The organism is Microbacterium sp. NPDC091676 (assembly GCF_044756645.1).
Lineage (GTDB): Bacteria > Actinomycetota > Actinomycetes > Actinomycetales > Microbacteriaceae > Microbacterium > Microbacterium paraoxydans_D.
Genome location: NZ_JBIVTI010000002.1, coordinates 240,248 through 255,548, shown reverse-complemented (window position 1 = coordinate 255,548; position 15,301 = coordinate 240,248). Strand labels below are relative to the sequence as shown.

Here is a 15,301-nt window from a genome sequence, read left to right as displayed (position 1 = left end):
CATGGCTCAGACCACTCCGTGACGTCGGAGGAGCGGGAGCTGCTCCGCGAGCCAGGGGCTGAAGGCGAAGGGGGCGCGGGTCACCGCGGCGAGCATGTCGTCCACATCGACCCACTCCCACTCCGCCACCTCGTCGGGGTTCGCGGCGGGCTGCCCGTCGACCACCGCGATGTGCACCGGGCAGATCTCGTTCTCGACGATGCCGCTCGCGTCGACGGCGCGGTAGCGATAGTCGGGGAGCGCGAGCCGGACGTCGGCGACCTGGATCCCCAGTTCCTCGGAGCCGCGTCGGCGCACCGCCTCGATCATGTCCTCGCCGGGCTGCGGGTGACCGCAGAAGCTGTTGGTCCAGACGCCCGGCCACGTGCGCTTGCCGAGGGCACGACGCGTGACGAGAAGGCGTCCCTCTCGGTCCTGCACGTAGCAGGAGAAGGCGAGGTGGAGGGGGGTGTCGGTCGTGTGGACCTCGCTCTTGGGCAGGATGCCGACGGCGGTCCCGTCTTCGGCGAGGAGTGTGACGTTGTCCATGGCTCCCTCTCGTCGTTTAGCTAACCTGGCGAAATATCAACTTAGCATGAAGCTGTTGGTGTGTAACATGATCGCATGCCCTCCGAGCCCCGCACCACCCCGGTCGCCGAGGCCTCGGCGACCGCGGGGGCCGACGAGCTCGCCCAGGGCTCCATCTACGACGTCGACGCCAGCGACCCCCGCAGCACGCTCGTCGATCGCTCCGGTGTCGCTCCGGAGGACCTGCGTCAGATCGGGCGCCTCATGGAGGCGCTGGGCGGGTTGCGCGAGGCCGAGCAGCGTCTCTCGCAGGCGTCGCGGAGATACATGCAGCTGAACGAGACCGACATGCGGGCGCTGCACTATCTGATCGTGTGCGACAACCGCTCGGTCGTGGCGACCCCCAGCGGGATCGCCCACCACCTCGGCGTCTCGACCGCGGCGACCACGAAGCTCCTCGACCGGCTGGAGAAGGGCGGGCACATCCGTCGCGCACCGCATCCCACCGATCGACGCGCCCTCGCGATCACCATCACCCCGGAGACGAGGCACGCCGCGATGGAGACGGTCGGGCGTCAGCAGGCCAAGCGCTTCTACGCGGCCGCGCGGCTGTCGGCGGCGGAGCGCGACGTGGTCATCCGCTTCCTGCAGGACATGACGGAGGAGATCACCCTCCGGGACGAGGCCTGGGCGCTCGAGGGTGCGAAAGAAGATCCCGCCCGACCGTGAGGTGGGGCGGGACCGGATCAATGAGCGGCGCGGTACGCGTCGAGGATGGGGGCCGGAACGCGGCCCCGCTCCGAGAGCGTGTACCCGTTCTCCTTCGCCCAGGCGCGGATCGCCGCGACCTCGGGATTGCGCGAAGGCCGCTTCCGCGATGACGACGAGGACGAGGAGCGCCCTCCGCCGGTGGACGCTCCGGACCCCGCCCGGCGCCCGGCCGTGATGTACGGCTCGAGGGCCTGCCGCAATTCCTCGGCGTGCTCAGGATTCAGATCGATCTCGTAGGAGGTGCCGTTCAGCGAGAAATGCACGGTCTCGCCTTCTCCGACCTCCAGGACGGTGCCGTCGATGTCGTCGACCAGCTGATGCACAATTCGTCTCGCCATATCGGCGACTTTATCCCGGGGGCGGGAATGCGCACAACAAAGGCGCCTCATTCATGGCGCCGTGTGACGTGGTCGCGGAGAATGCCGATTCAGGGGAGAAGGCCCGCGCGACGCGCTTTGGTCACAGCGGCATGCCGTGTCGATGCATCCAGTTTGGACATCGCGGTGCCGAGATAGGCCTTGACGGTGCCTTCGCGGAGACCGAGGTGGGCGGCGATCTCGGCATTCGTCGATCCGAGGGCGGCGCACGCGAGCACATCCGTCTCGCGCGGGGAGAGGTGGATGACGGGGACCGGCCCGGTCGTGGTCGGGAGGTCGTCTCCGGCGAGGGTCAGCAGTCGGCGCTCGACCTGCGCCAGTCGTGCGCGGATGTCGGCGTCGTCGACGGTGGCGGCGATGCTGCGGAGCTCGGCGAAGCTCTCCCGCAGCTCCTCGCGCTGTGCCGGCGCGACCGCGGCGGGCGACGGCGACGCGGAGCGCAGGCGGCGCTGCACCTCGTCCCGGATGCGCAGCTCATCGGCGACGGACTGCGCGACCTGCATGGCCGGGGCCGTCGTCACGCCGCCGATCCTCTCCTCTGCCCAGGCCCCGGCATAGAGCACGCCGCGGGGGCGGCCCTGGACGACGATCGGCAGGGCGAGCAGCGTCCGCAGGCCCTCGCCGAGCACGAAGACGTCGTAGTCGTGGGTGATCTGGCGGGACGACCCGTAGTCGCTCGTCATCCGCGGACGCAGCTCCATCATCGCCCGCCCGCCGAGGCCGCGCTCGGGGCGCACGCGGAGCCCGTCGAGCGCACGCGTGCGGGCCCCGACGATGCTCGTGACGCTCACGACGCCCTCGTCGATCAGCCCGCCGAACGCGACCGGGAAGCGGGTGCGCCGCGCCAGCTCGCGCACCGCGTTGGCGACGAGCTCCGCCTCGGATTCGACGGTGATCGGAGAGCTCACGAATACCTACTTTCGGGGGTGACGGCACCGTTCCCCGTTTCGTAGCGTCGACCCTACCACTCGGGCGGCGACGGCCGCGCGTGCAGCGGACATGTGGCAAGGAGGCCCCATGAGCGAACCAATTCCGACCCCTCAGAACGGCGCGATCGATTACGTCGCCGTCGAACGATCCCCTCGATTCCTGCGGTTGAAACGGACGCAGCGGTCCTTCATCTTCCCCCTCGCCGCGTTCTTCCTCGTGTGGTATTTCGTCTACGTGCTGCTGGCGGCATTCGCCCGCGATTTCATGGCGCAGCGCGTCTGGGGGGATATCACCGTCGGGCTGCTCTTCGGGCTCGGCCAGTTCGTGACGACATTCGCCATCACGATGGCGTATGTCGCATTCGCGAATAGGAAGCTCGATCCGCTGGCGTCGGAGATCCGCGAAGAACTCGAGAAGGCGCAGGCGGACGCATGACCATCATCCGCACGGCCGCCGAGGATGTCGCACTCGACATCAACCCGGTGTTCAACATCTCGATCTTCCTGGCCTTCGTCGCGGTGACGCTGTTCATCGTCATCCGCGCCAGCCGGAACAACAAGACGGCTGCCGACTACTACGCGGCCGGACGCTCCTTCACGGGACCCCAGAACGGTTTCGCGATCGCGGGCGACTACCTGTCCGCGGCATCGTTCCTCGGCATCTGCGGTGCCATCGCGATCAACGGGTACGACGGATTCCTCTACTCCATCGGATTCCTCGTCGCCTGGCTGGTCGCGCTGCTGCTCGTGGCAGAGCTCATGCGCAACACGGGCAAGTTCACGATGGCGGACGTGCTCTCGTTCCGCTTGAAGCAGCGCCCGGTGCGGATGGCGGCGGCGATCACCACGCTCGCGGTCTGCTTCTTCTACCTCCTCGCGCAGATGGCGGGCGCGGGCGGCCTCGTGTCCCTGCTGCTCGGGATCGACGGGCGCGTCGGGCAGTCGGTCGTCATCGCCGTCGTCGGCATCCTCATGATCGTCTACGTGCTGATCGGCGGGATGAAGGGCACCACCTGGGTGCAGATCGTCAAGGCGGTGCTGCTCATCGGCGGCGCGCTGGCGATGACGATCTGGGTCCTCGCGATCAACGGCTTCAGCCTGAACGCGCTCCTGGAGGCCGCGGTGGCCAACTCCGACAAGGGCGAGGCGGTGCTGGCGCCGGGCCTGCAGTACGGCGCCAACCCGTGGGACTTCCTGTCCTTGGGCCTGGCCCTGGTGCTCGGCACCGCGGGGCTGCCGCACGTGCTCATGCGCTTCTACACCGTGCCGACCGCCAAGGAGGCGCGTCGTTCGGTGGTCTGGGCGATCTGGCTGATCGGCGGGTTCTACCTGCTGACCCTCGTGCTCGGATACGGCGCGGGCGCCCTCGTCGGCGCCGACGTGATCGCCGCGGCACCCGGGGGAGTGAACTCCGCCGCGCCGCTGCTGGCGTTGAAGCTCGGCGGTCCCGTGCTTCTCGGGTTCATCTCCGCGGTGGCGTTCGCCACGATCCTGGCGGTCGTCGCCGGACTCACCATCACCGCGGCGGCGTCGTTCGCGCACGACATCTACGCCAACGTCATCCAGAAGGGGCGCAAGGACGCCTCGGGGAAGCCGGTCGAGCCCGATCCCAACGGCGAGGTCCGGGTGGCCCGACGCACCGTGATCGTCATCGGCATCCTGGCGATCGTCGGCGGCATCGGGGCGCAGGGGCAGAACATCGCCTTCCTCGTGGCCCTCGCCTTCGCGGTGGCGGCCTCCGCCAACCTCCCGACGATCCTCTACTCGCTGTTCTGGCGCCGGTTCACGACGCGGGGCGCGGTGTGGAGCATGTACGGCGGGCTCGGCTCGGCGATCATCCTCATCGTCCTGTCGCCGGTGTTCTCCGGTACGCCGACGTCGATGATCCCCGGGATCGACATCGCCATCTGGCCGTTGAACAACCCGGGCATCGTGTCCATACCGCTCGGGTTCGCACTCGGCTGGCTCGGAACCGTCACCAGCACCCGGCGCGAGTCTCCCGAGCTGGCGGCCGAGATGGAGGTGCGGTCGCTCACCGGCTTCGGCGCGGAGAAGGCCGTGGACCACTGACGCGACCTCCTCGGGTGCGGGCCCGGCGGCCTACTCGCCGGGCCCGCACCCCAGGAGCGGGCTCACCGCGACTCGAGGTCCAGCAGGAAGCGCTTCCGCTCCGGGTGGCCGCCGTAGTGCCCCGCCGAACCGTCGGATCGCACGACACGGTGCACGGGCACGATGATCGAGAACGGCGTGAGGCGGCACGCCGTCCCGACGGCGCGGGCCGCTCCCGGATGCCCGGCGAGCACGGCGACCTCTCCGTAGCTCAGGGTCTGACCCCAGGGGATGTCGCTCACGGTGTGCAGCGCCGTCCGGTGGAAACCGTCCACGAGGCGCCAGTCGAGGCGGACGTGCTCGTCGAAGCGCACGGGCTCGCCGTCGAAGTACGCGTCGAGGAGCGGGACGAGCTCGTCGGCGGCGCCGGGGTCGGGCTCCGGGATCGCACCGAGCTGCCGCGACACGCTCTCGAGCAGCCACGGCACCTGCGGGTCTGCGGACTCGGAGAGATCGAAGCGCACGATGCCGTCGTCGGAGAAGACCGCGAGGGCGTCGCCGAAGGGCGTCGGAGCGAAGTCGTAGCGGAAAGTCATGTCCCCATCCTGACCGGCCCGCTCGACACGAGAGAACCGATCACGGGCCCGGTCACGCGTTCCGTGGACAACGTGAGCGCACGACCGTGCGGGGAGGAGCAGTCCGAGCGGGCGTGGTGCCGGCTGTTTTTCACCGGAAACCCGCCGTGGATACCGATCTCCGGCGGTGTCGCGCCTAGGGTGTGAGTGTGTGGCGACGGGAAAGCAGGTCTGCGAACAACACAGCGGTGGACAGCGCTGTGTCCCTCGGTGACCTGCACGACTCGTCCACCGGAGTCGGCATCGCGCACGCCGCCGAGGCCGAGCGCACGCGCCTGCGGGCCGAAGCCGCCGATCTGGGCGGTCCGTCCCCGCTGAGCAGCTTCCGCGACGGGCCGGAATCCGGGATCGACATCTCCAAGGCGCACCCGGGCAGCCTTCCGCAGTTCATCACCGGCAAGTCGACGCTCCTGTCCAACCTCTTCCGCGACGAGGTGGGCCTGCGCACCGCGCGACTGGCCGCCGAGCGGATCACGGCCAAGAACACCGAGTTGCGCACGGTTCGCGGCATCGAGGCGGTCCACCTCGCCGTCGGCGTCGCCCGGTGGCGCATCGGCGGGGCGACGTTCGCCGCGCCGGTCCTGCTGCGCCCGCTCGCGATCCGCCGCCACCACACCGACTTCGAGCTCAAGCTGCAGGGGGCGTTCGAGGTGAATCCGGAGCTCGTCCGGGTCGCCCGCGAGCACTTCGGGCTGTCCCTCGACGCCGCGGCCCTGGCTGCTCTCGCCTACGACGGCGGCATCTTCAAGCCGCAGCCGGTGATCGACAGCCTGCGCGGCCTGACCCGATCGATCGAGACGTTCTCCGTCGAGCCGCGACTCGTCGTCTCCACCTTCGCCGACGTCGCGGGCGCCATGGCCCAGGACGGCGGCACCCTCGACCACCCGGTCCTCAACGCCCTCGGCGGCCACGTCGGCGATCGCGAGCAGGTCACGGCACCGCGCGCCGTCCCGCACCACGTCGGCCCGGACGACCGCGCGCCCGCCTCGGACACGCTGCTCCTCGACGCGGATGCCGAGCAGGAGGCAGTGTTGGCCCGCATCACCGCCGGTCACTCTCTCACCGTGGCGACGCTGCCGGGCACCGGCGGCACGCAGACCGTCATCAACGCGCTGGGCGAGCTCGTCCGCGCCGGCAAGAAGGTGCTCGTCGTCTCGGCCCGCCGGTCGACGCTCGACGGCGTGCGCCACCGCCTCGCCGGCATCGGCCTCGACAGCCTCGCGGTGTCCCCGGCGAGCCTGCGCCGCGACCTCGTCCGTGCGATCGGCCGGAACGAGAAGGCCACCGCGCCCAAGGTGAGCGACGTCGACGACGCGCTCGTGCGGCTGCGCACGGTGCTCCGCGACTACCGCGACGCCCTGACCGTCCCGATCCCCGGCCTCGATGCCTCCGTCCTGGACGCGACCCGGCACCTCACCCGCCTCGCGTCGCTGCCGGTCCCGCCGTCGACCACGGCCCGACTGAGCGTGGACGCCCTGCGCAGGCTCGCGAAGGACCGCAGCGACGCGGCCGCCGCACTGGCGCACGCTGCGCGGCTCGGCGAGTTCCGCGTCGGCCCGAACGACTCGCCCTGGTACGGCGTGACCTTCGGCAGCACCGAGGCCGCCCGCGCCGCCCATGAACTCGCCGGGCGCCTGCACGCCGTCAGCGTGCCGGCCCTGCTGGAGCGCGGCTACGAACTGATCGCGCAGACCCACATGCGGCCGTTCTCCACGATCGACGAGCTCGGCGATTACCTCGAGCTGCTGCAGGGGATCCGCGACACCCTGGATCGGTTCAGCCCGACGGTGTTCGAGCGGCCGCTCGGCGAGCTCATCCAGGCGCACGGCTCTCGACGGGACGCGCCCGGCATGTCCGGGGCCAACCGCCGTCGGCTCCGCCGGCTCGCCAAGGAGTATGTCCGCCCCGGCGTGCACGTGACGGAGATGCACGAGGCGCTGCTGCGCATCCAGACCCAGCGCACCCAGTGGCAGCGCTACGTCGACGCGGGCGTCGCCCCGGAGATCCCGCTCGGTCTCGCCGACGTGTTCGCCGCCTGGCAGCGGGTGGAGGCCGAGCTGGCCGAGCTGGACGCGGCACTCGGCCGCCGCGAACCGCTGTCCTCGCTGCCGGTCGCGCGACTCGTGCGCATGCTCGCGGGTCTCGCCGCGAAGTCCGACGTCTTCGAGAACCTCGTCGAGCGCGCGCAGCTGCGCGACAAGCTCGCCCTCCTCGGCCTGGAGCCCCTGCTGACCGAGCTCTCGGTGCGCCACGTCTCCGAAGCCCGGGTGGGGGACGAGCTCGAGTTCGCCTGGTGGCAGTCCCTCCTCGAGCGGGCCCTGCAGGACAACCGCGCGCTGCTCGGAGCGAACACGGCCGTGGTCGACCGCCTCGAGCGCGACTTCCGGCTGGTCGACGAGGCCCACGCGGCCATGGCCGGACCGCTGCTCGCCTGGCAGCTCGCGAACCAGTGGCGCATCGCCATCGTCGACGAGCCCGAGCAGTCGCAGAACCTGCGCCGCGCCCTGACCCAGTCCGCGACCACGGCGGCCGAGGTCGTCAGCGCCGCACCGACCCTCGTCGACGTCCTCGCTCCGGTCTGGATCTCGTCGCCCTACCTCGTCCCGGAGATCCCGGACGCGGTGGAGTTCGACACCGTGCTCCTCGTCGACGCGGCGGCCATCAACCTCGCCGAGGCGGCACCGGCGATCCGCCGTGCCCGGCAGGTCGTCGCCTTCGGAGACCCCGTCACGCAGCGGCCCTCTCCGTTCCGCATCGCGGTCGACCCCGCGGAGGACTGGGAGGAGGAGCTCCCGTTCGACGAGGTCTCCGTCTTCGAGCGCCTGTCCGAGCTGTTCCCCGTGATGACGCTGACCCGCAGCTACCGAGCCGGTGGCGAGGACCTCGCGGAGCTCATCAACGATGCGTTCTACGGCGGCGAGATCGTCTCCCTTCCGTGGGCCGGTTCGTACCTGGGCCGCGGCAGCCTCACGGTCGACTACGTCGAAGGGGGCACCGGGACGCCCGACCCCGTCTCCGGCGCCGTCGAGAGCCCGGACGCCGAGGTCGCCCGCGTCGTCACACTGGTCGTCGAGCACGCGGTGCATCGCCCGACGGAGTCGCTCATGGTGGTGACCGCCAGCACCCGTCATGCAGAGCGTGTGCGCGCCGCCGTGACCGCCGCCTTCGCCGGCCGCTCCGACGTCGCCGACTTCGTCGCCCGCGACACCGCGGAGCCGTTCGCCGTGCTCACGCTCGAGGAGTCCGTCGCGGAGAGCCGCGACCGCGTCATCTTCTCCCTCGGCTTCGGGCTCACCAAGCACGGCCGGGTCCTCAGCGACTTCGGCGACCTGTCGACGCCGGACGGCGAGCGGCTGCTGACGGTCGGGATGACCCGGGCGCGGCGCTCGATGGTGATCGTGTCGTCGATCCGCCCGTCGGCGTTCGACGACGGGCGTCTCGAGCACGGCGCCGCCACGCTCATGTCGATCCTCGGGGGCCTCGCCGGGCGCGCGCGGGACGCGCGACTGGAGGATCTCGCCGACCCGCTCACGCTCGCGCTGGCCCGGGAGTTGCGGCGTCTCGGCGCCTCGGTCGACGTCGACTACCGGGGGCTCCTGCCGCTCGTGGCGCAGCACAACGGCAAGGCCGTCGTGATCGAGTCCGACCCGGAGTCCCGGGGGGAGTCCCTGCGCGAGACGCTCCGGCTGCGCCCTCACGTGCTCCGCCGCCTCGGCTGGCACTACGTCCGCGTGCACGCGTTCGACCTCTACAGCGACCCGCGCACCGTGGCGTCCCGGATCGCGACGGTGCTCGGCATCTCGGAGACGGCCCCGCGCGCGGAGAACGACACGCAGCCCCTCGATCTCGGCGACCACCGGAATGACTGACGACCGGGACGAGCCGCGTCAGCGGGTCGTCCGGGTGCCGGGTTCCCGACGGGCGCGGCTGACGCCGGTCGAAGGCAGCGACCCGGCACCGGAGGTCCCGGAGGGCCAAGCGCCGCGCCGGTCCGCCCCGGGCGACCGGAAGGGGCCCAACGACGACCAGCTCCTCCGCGACGTGCCCCCGCACTACTGACGCGGCCGCCCCCGGAAAGAGGAAGACCCACGGCCCTCCGAGGAGAGCCGTGGGTCGTGAGGGCGGTGCGGTCAGACGCCGCGCGGGCCCTGCTGGGTCTTGAGCAGATCGCGGATCTCGACGAGCAGCTCCGCCTCGGTCGCGGCGGCCGGCTCCTCCTCCGGCTCCTCGGCCGGCGTGCCCTTGCGCGCCTCGACGTGGGCCTTGAACGTGTTCATCGGCAGGACGAAGACGAAGTAGACCACGACCGCGACGGCGAGGAAGCTGATGATCGCCGAGATGAGGTCGCCGATCGGGAAGGTGACCTTCTCGCCGTAGATGTTCGTGATCTGGATGCCGAACTTGCCGGCTGCATCGGCCTTGAGGAAGAGCGCGATGAGCGGGTTGATGACGCTGTTCACCACGGCCGTCACGACGGCCGTGAAGGCGGTGCCGATGACGACCGCGACGGCCAGATCGATGACGTTCCCGCGGAGCAGGAAGTCCTTGAATCCTTTGAGCATGGATACCCCCAAGTCGACTGGGCCTCAGTTCGAGGCGGGAGTCGACGCAGCAGCCGGTTTGGCGCTCGTCGTCGAATCCGACTTCGATGATGCCGAAGCATCCTTCGAACCCCCGGATTTGGCGCGCGAGTCCGTGCGATAGAAGCCGGAGCCGTTGAAGGTCACGCCGATCGAGCCGTACTGCTTGCGCAGTGCGCCGCCGCACTCGGGGCAGACCGTGAGCGCATCGTCGGAGAAGCTCTGGACGGCGTCGAACTGGTGCCCGCACGCGGTGCAGGCATAGGCGTAGGTGGGCATGGCGGTCCTTGCGGGTCAGCGTCGCCGAGGCGACAGATGCAGCGTCTGCGACGGGGTCACGATGCCGTCGACCGGCTGATCGTGCACCTCGCGCGGCAGTTCGTCGAGTACCTCGGAATCATAGATCACCGCGTACACCGGAGGGCATTTCTCCATGGAGCCGATGGTCTTGTCGAAGTAGCCGCGGCCCCACCCCATGCGCATCCCCGAGCGGTCGACGGCGGCGGCGGGCACGATCATGAGGTCGACGTCGTTCACCGCGATCGGCCCCAGCACTTCACCGGTGGGCTCCGGCAGCCCGTACAGGCCTTCCGCGATCTCGTCGGTGTCGTCGGCGACGGCCCAGTCGAGCAATCCGTCGGAGCGGGTGACCGGAAGGAGCACCCTGATCCCGCGGCGGACCGCGCGCGTGACGAACTCCCTGGTGCCCGGTTCCGTGGTGGTGGAGAGGAAGCAGGAGACGGAGCGGGCGCCGAGCTCGTCGACGAGGGCGTCGAGCCGTTCGCCGATCGCTGCCGCGGCGGCTTCGCGCTGGGGATCGGACAGCAGCTGACGCCGCTCCCGCAGCTCTGCGCGGAGGGCTCGCTTGGCGTGCTCGACGTCGTTAGCCATGGTCCGAGTCTAGGGCGGCCCCCACCGGTAGGCTGTGGGAATGGCTCACGAGAAGATCAAGGCTGTCATTCCCGCCGCCGGACTGGGGACACGATTCCTGCCCGCGACGAAGGCGATGCCGAAGGAGATGCTGCCCGTCGTCGACAAGCCGGCGATCCAGTACGTCGTCGAGGAGGCGGCGAACGCCGGGATCGAGGACATCCTCGTGATCATCGGACGCAACAAGAACGCCATCTCCAACCACTTCGACTCCGTGCCGGAGCTCGAGGTGAAGCTCATGGAGAAGGGCGACACCGGTCGCCTGGAGCGCGTGATGAAGTCGAGCGACCTCGCCGACATCCACTTCGTCCGCCAGGGTGAGCCCAAGGGCCTCGGCCATGCCGTGCTCCGCGCCAGGACGCACGTCGGCGACAGCTCGTTCGCGGTGCTGCTCGGCGACGACCTCATCGACGAGCGCGACCCGCTGCTCACGGAGATGATCGCGGAGCACGAGCGCACGGGCGCCGCCGTCATCGCCCTCATGGAGGTCGACCCGGACAGCATCCACATGTACGGTGCCGCCGCCGTCGAGGCGATCGAGGGATCCGACGCCGTGCGCGTCACGGGCCTGGTCGAGAAGCCCGCGAAGGAGGACGCCCCGTCCAACCTCGCGATCATCGGACGCTACGTGCTCCCCGCGTCGGTCTTCGAGATCCTCGAGCGCACCGAGCCCGGCAAGGGCGGAGAGATTCAGCTCACCGATGCGCTGCAGGAGCTCGCGACGGCGGACGGCGGACCCGGCGTGGTCGGCGTCGTCTTCGGAGGCCGCCGCTACGACACCGGCGACCGTGTGGACTACATCAAGGCGATCGTGCAGCTCGCGGCCGACCGCGACGACCTGGGCTCGGAGCTGCGCCCCTGGCTCAAGGACTTCGCGGAGCGCCTCTAGGCGCCTCGCGGTCGTCGGAGGTGCGGCGTGGAGCTGTCGACGGGGATGCGGCACGGACCGGTCGAGCTGCGTCTGATCCGGACGAAGGACGCGCGGCCTCTGCAGCAGGAGCTGCTCGCGAACCGCGCGTGGCTGCAGCCGTGGGAGGCGACGATCCCGCACGGGGCGGTGTCCTTCGACATGCGGGTCAGCATCCGCCGGCTGCTCCAGCAGTACCGGGACGGCGGCGGCTACCCGTTCGTCATGGAGTACGACGGTGAGGTCGCCGGACAGTTGAACGTCTGGGGCGTCGCCCGGGGCTCGCTGTGCTCGGCGACGATCGGCTACTGGGTGAGCGAGCGCTTCGCGGGGCGGGGGATCACCCCGACCGCGGTCGCGCTCGCGACCGACGCCTGCTTCACGGAGTACGGGCTGCATCGGATGGAGATCTGCATCCGGCCCGAGAACGCCGCGAGCCTGCGGGTCGTGCAGAAGCTCGGCTTCCGGTACGAGGGGCTGCGCCGCCGGTACATCCACATCGACGGCGACTGGCGGGACCACTACGCCTTCGCCCTCACGCAGGAGGAGGTCCCTCAGGGCGTGCTCGCCCGATGGATCCACGGACAGGTGCCGCCGCACGCGGCGACGATCCCGCCGGCGGACCGCATCAGCCTCTGATCTCCCCCTCCGGGGAGGACTCGCCGCGACACGCGCCCCGACTGCACGGCGCGGCCGGTCCGCCGCCGTTACCGTTGACCTATGGACGGGCCGGTGCTGAGCGGGGGAGTGATCGTGCTCGTCGCCGTGCTCCTGTGGATGCTGTACCTGCTGCCCTCGTGGCGCGGACGCTTCCAGTACAACGCGGCCGAGCGGAACGCCGTGCGGCTCAATCAGGCGCTGCGGATCCTCGCCGAGACGAGCGAGACGCCCAGCGAGGTGCACATGGAGCTCAACGCGCGTACTGTCGTCGCCCAGCAGAAGCTCGCGAAGCGGTTGCAGGCCCAGCGCGAAGCCGCCGAACTCGAGGCGCTCCGCCAGGAACTCGCCGCCACCCGCGCCGATCCCGTGATCCGTCGGGCCCGCGCCCGCCGACGGGTGCGGCTGTCGGCGACCGTCGCGCTCGTTCTCGGCCTCGCGGCCGTCGGGTTCGGCATCTGGCAGCTCGTCGCCACCGGGGGAGCGGTGCTCCTCTGGAGCGGCGGGGCGGCGGCGCTCGTCGCGACGATCGTCCTGCAGCGGATGGCCGCGGTCGCTGTGCGCGCCGCCCGTCGTCCGCAGCCCGCGGTCGTCGAGACCGTCGAGGAGAGAGTGGCCCCCGCCCTGCACGACCAGGGCCCCGCCACCTGGACCCCGCGTCCGCTCCCGGAGCCGATGGTGTCGGTCACGGGATCGCGTGCGCAGGCGGCTCGCGCCGAGATCGACGCGCAGGAGGAGCGGCGCAAGGCCGCTCGGGTCGCCGCGCTCCGTGCCCGCGCCGAGGAGATGGCGCCGGCAGCGCCCGTCAGCCTCCCCGCAGCGCCGGCGGCAGCGGCGGAATCCCCGTACGCCCGCATGGGCTTCGTCGACGACGCCGAGATCGAGGCGCACGTGCGCCAGCTTCTCCAGCGTCGGGCCGCCGGATGACCGTCGCGGTGAGCGCGGGTCTGCAACGCTGACGCCTCGGTGCTGCTCCCCGAGAGCGGTGCCGGCCCCCTCGTCCGCACCGGCACACCGGAGACGCGCGAGAGTGTCGCTGCTCGCGTCGGCGCCGTTCCCACCCGTAGAGTCGGGGGATGGGAACCATGCAGTACGGCTCCGGCAGCGAGATCCAGATCGAGGACCGCGCCCTGGCCCATCTGAAGGTCGCGATCGCGACCAAGCTCCGCCGGAACGAGAGCTTCACGCTGTCCTGGAGGCACCCCGACGGCGACGTCCCCGGGCGCTCGACGATCTGGCTGCATCCGTCGATCCCGCTGCGCTTCACCTTCGCGGAGCCGGAGACGCCGGAGCTGAACGTGAAATGGATCCAGGCCCTCATGGTCGAGGCGAGCTCGTCGGGAGGCATCAGCCTCGTGGACGAGGTCGTCGACGGTCCCGCCGACTGAGCGCCTCCGCTACTCGGCGGGGTACGCCTGCGCGGCGAGCTGCCGGGCGAGGTGCGCGGCGTTGCGGGACGCCGTCGTGATCGCGGAGCTCACGGCCTCCGGGGTCTCGTCGAGGTCTTTGTAGTCCACGGTCTGCATGGCCTCGCCGTTCCAGTACACCGATGTCTGCGCCGGGATCGTGTAGCCGATGTCGTTCAGCGCCTGGAAGAGGATCGCGGAGATGTGGTGCGCGCCGTCCTCGTTCCCGAGCACGCCGGCGATGGCGACCTTGTCGAACAGGATCGGGCGGCCCTGCTCGTCGGTCTCGCCGAGCTCGGCGTCGAGGCGCTCCAGCACGCGCTGGGCGACGCTGGAGTGCTGTCCCATCCACGTCGGCGTGACGAAGACGAGGATGTCGGCGTCGAGCACGCGCTGACGCAGGGTCGGCCACTGGTCGCCGTCGCCCATGTCCTTCTCGACGCCGGGGCGGACGTCGAGGTCGACGGCACGGACGAGGTCACCCGTCACCCCGTGCTCGGCGAGGGCATCGAGCAGCTGACGCGCGAGCAGATCGGAACTCGACGCTGCGGGGGACGGCTTGAGGGTGCAGGAGATCGCGAGGGCGGTGAGCGGTGTGTCCATGCTCCGACCCCACCAGACATCCGGGCGGCGGCACAGGGCCTTTCCGGGTCCGGGCTATCCTGGTAGAGCACCGACGACAGGAGATCCCGTGATCCTCAGCTTCCTCTTCTTCATGATCATGTTCCTCGGAGGCTTCTGGCTGCTGGGGATCGCCCACGAGATGCCCGACACGCTCGCCGCGCTCACCTTCGTCGGCGGCATCCTGCTCGTCTCGCTGGCCCTCGGGTTCGCGATGCGTCAGCGCGGTTCCGCCACGCGTCGCTCCAAGAACTGGACCGGCAGCCCGACCGAGTGACCGGCGCGGGGCAGCGCCCCGCGCTCACCGTCGCCGGGCGAGCCTCGCTTCGAGGTTCGCCCGCACGGCCGGCCACTCCGGCTCGATGATGGAGTACTCCACGCTGTCCCGGAGTGCGCCGTTGCGGTAGCGGCTCATGGCCCGCATCACGCCGTCCTGCTTCGCGCCCAGTCGCTCGATCGCGGCGCGCGACTGGAAGTTCACCCACTGGGTCGTCAGCCCGACCCGGAACACCCCCAGCGTCTCGAAGGCGTGGCGGAGGAGCAGCAGCTTCGATTCCGCGTTGGTACCCGTGCCATGGGCGGACGGGCGGTTCCAGGTGTACCCGATGTGCAGCCGGGGGACGTCGGCGACGATGTCGTAGTACGACGTGAGGCCCAGCACGCGGCCGGCGCTGTCGAAGGCCGTGAAGGGCACCATCTCGCCGGTGTCGACGAGGGCCAGGCGGCGGTCGACCTCGGCCGCGACGCCGTCGGGTGCCGGCACCGAGGTGTACCAGGCCGTCCGCCACAGGTCTCCCTCGGTGACCGCTTCGACGAGACCGTCGACGTGCGACCGGTCGAGAGGCCGGAGCTCGACGAGCTCACCGGAGAGGGTGACGGGGGCGGGGGCGACGAGGAAGGCCATGGAGCCATTCAACCAGCGTCGCCCGCCG

The 15,301-nt window shown here is 70.6% G+C and carries 19 protein-coding genes; 10 read left to right on the top strand and 9 right to left on the bottom strand.

Annotated features, from left to right (window positions below):
- Positions 1-6: 6 nt before the first annotated feature.
- Positions 7-528: an isopentenyl-diphosphate Delta-isomerase gene (gene idi / locus ACIQID_RS14320; RefSeq protein WP_312675389.1), complete on the bottom strand. Its 522-nt coding sequence runs from the start codon at positions 526-528 to the stop codon at positions 7-9.
- A 75-nt stretch (positions 529-603) separates the two neighbouring features.
- On the opposite strand from idi, the gene ACIQID_RS14315 reads away from it, so the two are divergent.
- Entirely contained in the window at positions 604-1,236 is a 633-nt protein-coding gene (locus tag ACIQID_RS14315) for a MarR family transcriptional regulator (RefSeq protein ID WP_312675388.1), read from the top strand.
- Positions 1,237-1,253: 17 nt separating this feature from the next.
- Here the strand turns inward: ACIQID_RS14315 and ACIQID_RS14310 are convergent, their stop codons facing one another.
- Positions 1,254-1,616 (bottom strand): Lsr2 family protein, encoded by a 363-nt coding sequence (locus tag ACIQID_RS14310; protein WP_312675387.1) that lies wholly within the window; start codon positions 1,614-1,616, stop codon positions 1,254-1,256.
- Between the two features lie 89 nt (positions 1,617-1,705).
- Positions 1,706-2,563, bottom strand: a complete 858-nt coding sequence (locus ACIQID_RS14305) for a LuxR C-terminal-related transcriptional regulator (protein ID WP_312675385.1) — start codon at positions 2,561-2,563, stop codon at positions 1,706-1,708.
- Positions 2,564-2,672: 109 nt separating this feature from the next.
- Here ACIQID_RS14305 and ACIQID_RS14300 point away from each other — a divergent pair, with 109 nt between their 5' ends.
- Together ACIQID_RS14300 and ACIQID_RS14295 are read left to right on the top strand one after the other, a co-directional pair.
- Entirely contained in the window at positions 2,673-3,020 is a 348-nt protein-coding gene (locus tag ACIQID_RS14300) for a DUF485 domain-containing protein (protein WP_400286310.1), read from the top strand.
- Entirely contained in the window at positions 3,017-4,654 is a 1,638-nt protein-coding gene (locus tag ACIQID_RS14295; protein ID WP_400286307.1) for a cation acetate symporter, read from the top strand. The genes ACIQID_RS14300 and ACIQID_RS14295 overlap by 4 nt, the downstream gene beginning before the upstream one ends.
- Positions 4,655-4,716: 62 nt before the next feature.
- On the opposite strand, the gene ACIQID_RS14290 is transcribed toward ACIQID_RS14295, so the two are convergent.
- A complete protein-coding gene (locus tag ACIQID_RS14290; protein ID WP_400286304.1) occupies positions 4,717-5,229 on the bottom strand; it encodes a methylated-DNA--[protein]-cysteine S-methyltransferase in 513 nt (170 codons plus the stop codon).
- A gap of 227 nt (positions 5,230-5,456) precedes the next feature.
- On the opposite strand from ACIQID_RS14290, the gene ACIQID_RS14285 reads away from it, so the two are divergent.
- A complete protein-coding gene (locus ACIQID_RS14285) occupies positions 5,457-9,137 on the top strand; it encodes an AAA family ATPase (protein WP_312675380.1) in 3,681 nt (1,226 codons plus the stop codon).
- Entirely contained in the window at positions 9,130-9,327 is a 198-nt protein-coding gene (locus ACIQID_RS14280; RefSeq protein ID WP_400286300.1) for a hypothetical protein, read from the top strand. The genes ACIQID_RS14285 and ACIQID_RS14280 overlap by 8 nt, the downstream gene beginning before the upstream one ends.
- Positions 9,328-9,398: 71 nt before the next feature.
- On the opposite strand, the gene mscL is transcribed toward ACIQID_RS14280, so the two are convergent.
- From mscL to ACIQID_RS14265, 3 genes are read right to left on the bottom strand one after another with little or no spacing between them, the layout of a single operon-like run.
- Positions 9,399-9,830 carry a large conductance mechanosensitive channel protein MscL gene (gene mscL / locus ACIQID_RS14275; RefSeq protein WP_062636366.1) on the bottom strand — a complete coding sequence of 144 codons (432 nt, stop codon included), beginning with the start codon at positions 9,828-9,830 and terminating at the stop codon, positions 9,399-9,401.
- Between the two features lie 24 nt (positions 9,831-9,854).
- Positions 9,855-10,127: an FmdB family zinc ribbon protein gene (locus ACIQID_RS14270; protein WP_025105556.1), complete on the bottom strand. Its 273-nt coding sequence runs from the start codon at positions 10,125-10,127 to the stop codon at positions 9,855-9,857.
- 15 nt (positions 10,128-10,142) lie between these two features.
- Complete coding sequence (locus tag ACIQID_RS14265; RefSeq protein ID WP_071328804.1) at positions 10,143-10,739, bottom strand: 5-formyltetrahydrofolate cyclo-ligase; 597 nt, start codon at positions 10,737-10,739, stop codon at positions 10,143-10,145.
- A 40-nt stretch (positions 10,740-10,779) separates the two neighbouring features.
- Here ACIQID_RS14265 and galU point away from each other — a divergent pair, with 40 nt between their 5' ends.
- The 4 genes from galU to ACIQID_RS14245 all read left to right on the top strand — a co-directional run bounded on the left by galU (position 10,780) and on the right by ACIQID_RS14245 (position 13,730).
- Positions 10,780-11,667 (top strand): UTP--glucose-1-phosphate uridylyltransferase GalU, encoded by an 888-nt coding sequence (galU, locus tag ACIQID_RS14260; RefSeq protein WP_071328803.1) that lies wholly within the window; start codon positions 10,780-10,782, stop codon positions 11,665-11,667.
- Positions 11,668-11,712: 45 nt separating this feature from the next.
- Positions 11,713-12,324, top strand: coding sequence for a GNAT family N-acetyltransferase (locus ACIQID_RS14255; RefSeq protein WP_060921801.1), 612 nt, complete (start codon positions 11,713-11,715; stop codon positions 12,322-12,324).
- Positions 12,325-12,405: 81 nt separating this feature from the next.
- Entirely contained in the window at positions 12,406-13,269 is an 864-nt protein-coding gene (locus tag ACIQID_RS14250) for a hypothetical protein (RefSeq protein ID WP_400286293.1), read from the top strand.
- A gap of 149 nt (positions 13,270-13,418) precedes the next feature.
- Positions 13,419-13,730 (top strand): hypothetical protein, encoded by a 312-nt coding sequence (locus ACIQID_RS14245; protein WP_312675369.1) that lies wholly within the window; start codon positions 13,419-13,421, stop codon positions 13,728-13,730.
- 9 nt (positions 13,731-13,739) lie between these two features.
- Here the strand turns inward: ACIQID_RS14245 and ACIQID_RS14240 are convergent, their stop codons facing one another.
- On the bottom strand, positions 13,740-14,351 hold the full coding sequence (locus ACIQID_RS14240; protein ID WP_400286289.1) for a flavodoxin family protein: 612 nt from the start codon (positions 14,349-14,351) through the stop codon (positions 13,740-13,742).
- A gap of 88 nt (positions 14,352-14,439) precedes the next feature.
- On the opposite strand from ACIQID_RS14240, the gene ACIQID_RS14235 reads away from it, so the two are divergent.
- A complete protein-coding gene (locus ACIQID_RS14235) occupies positions 14,440-14,646 on the top strand; it encodes a hypothetical protein (RefSeq protein ID WP_025105563.1) in 207 nt (68 codons plus the stop codon).
- 24 nt (positions 14,647-14,670) lie between these two features.
- Here the strand turns inward: ACIQID_RS14235 and ACIQID_RS14230 are convergent, their stop codons facing one another.
- Positions 14,671-15,273, bottom strand: a complete 603-nt coding sequence (locus tag ACIQID_RS14230; RefSeq protein ID WP_312675367.1) for a GNAT family protein — start codon at positions 15,271-15,273, stop codon at positions 14,671-14,673.
- Between the last annotated feature and the right edge of the window lie 28 nt (positions 15,274-15,301).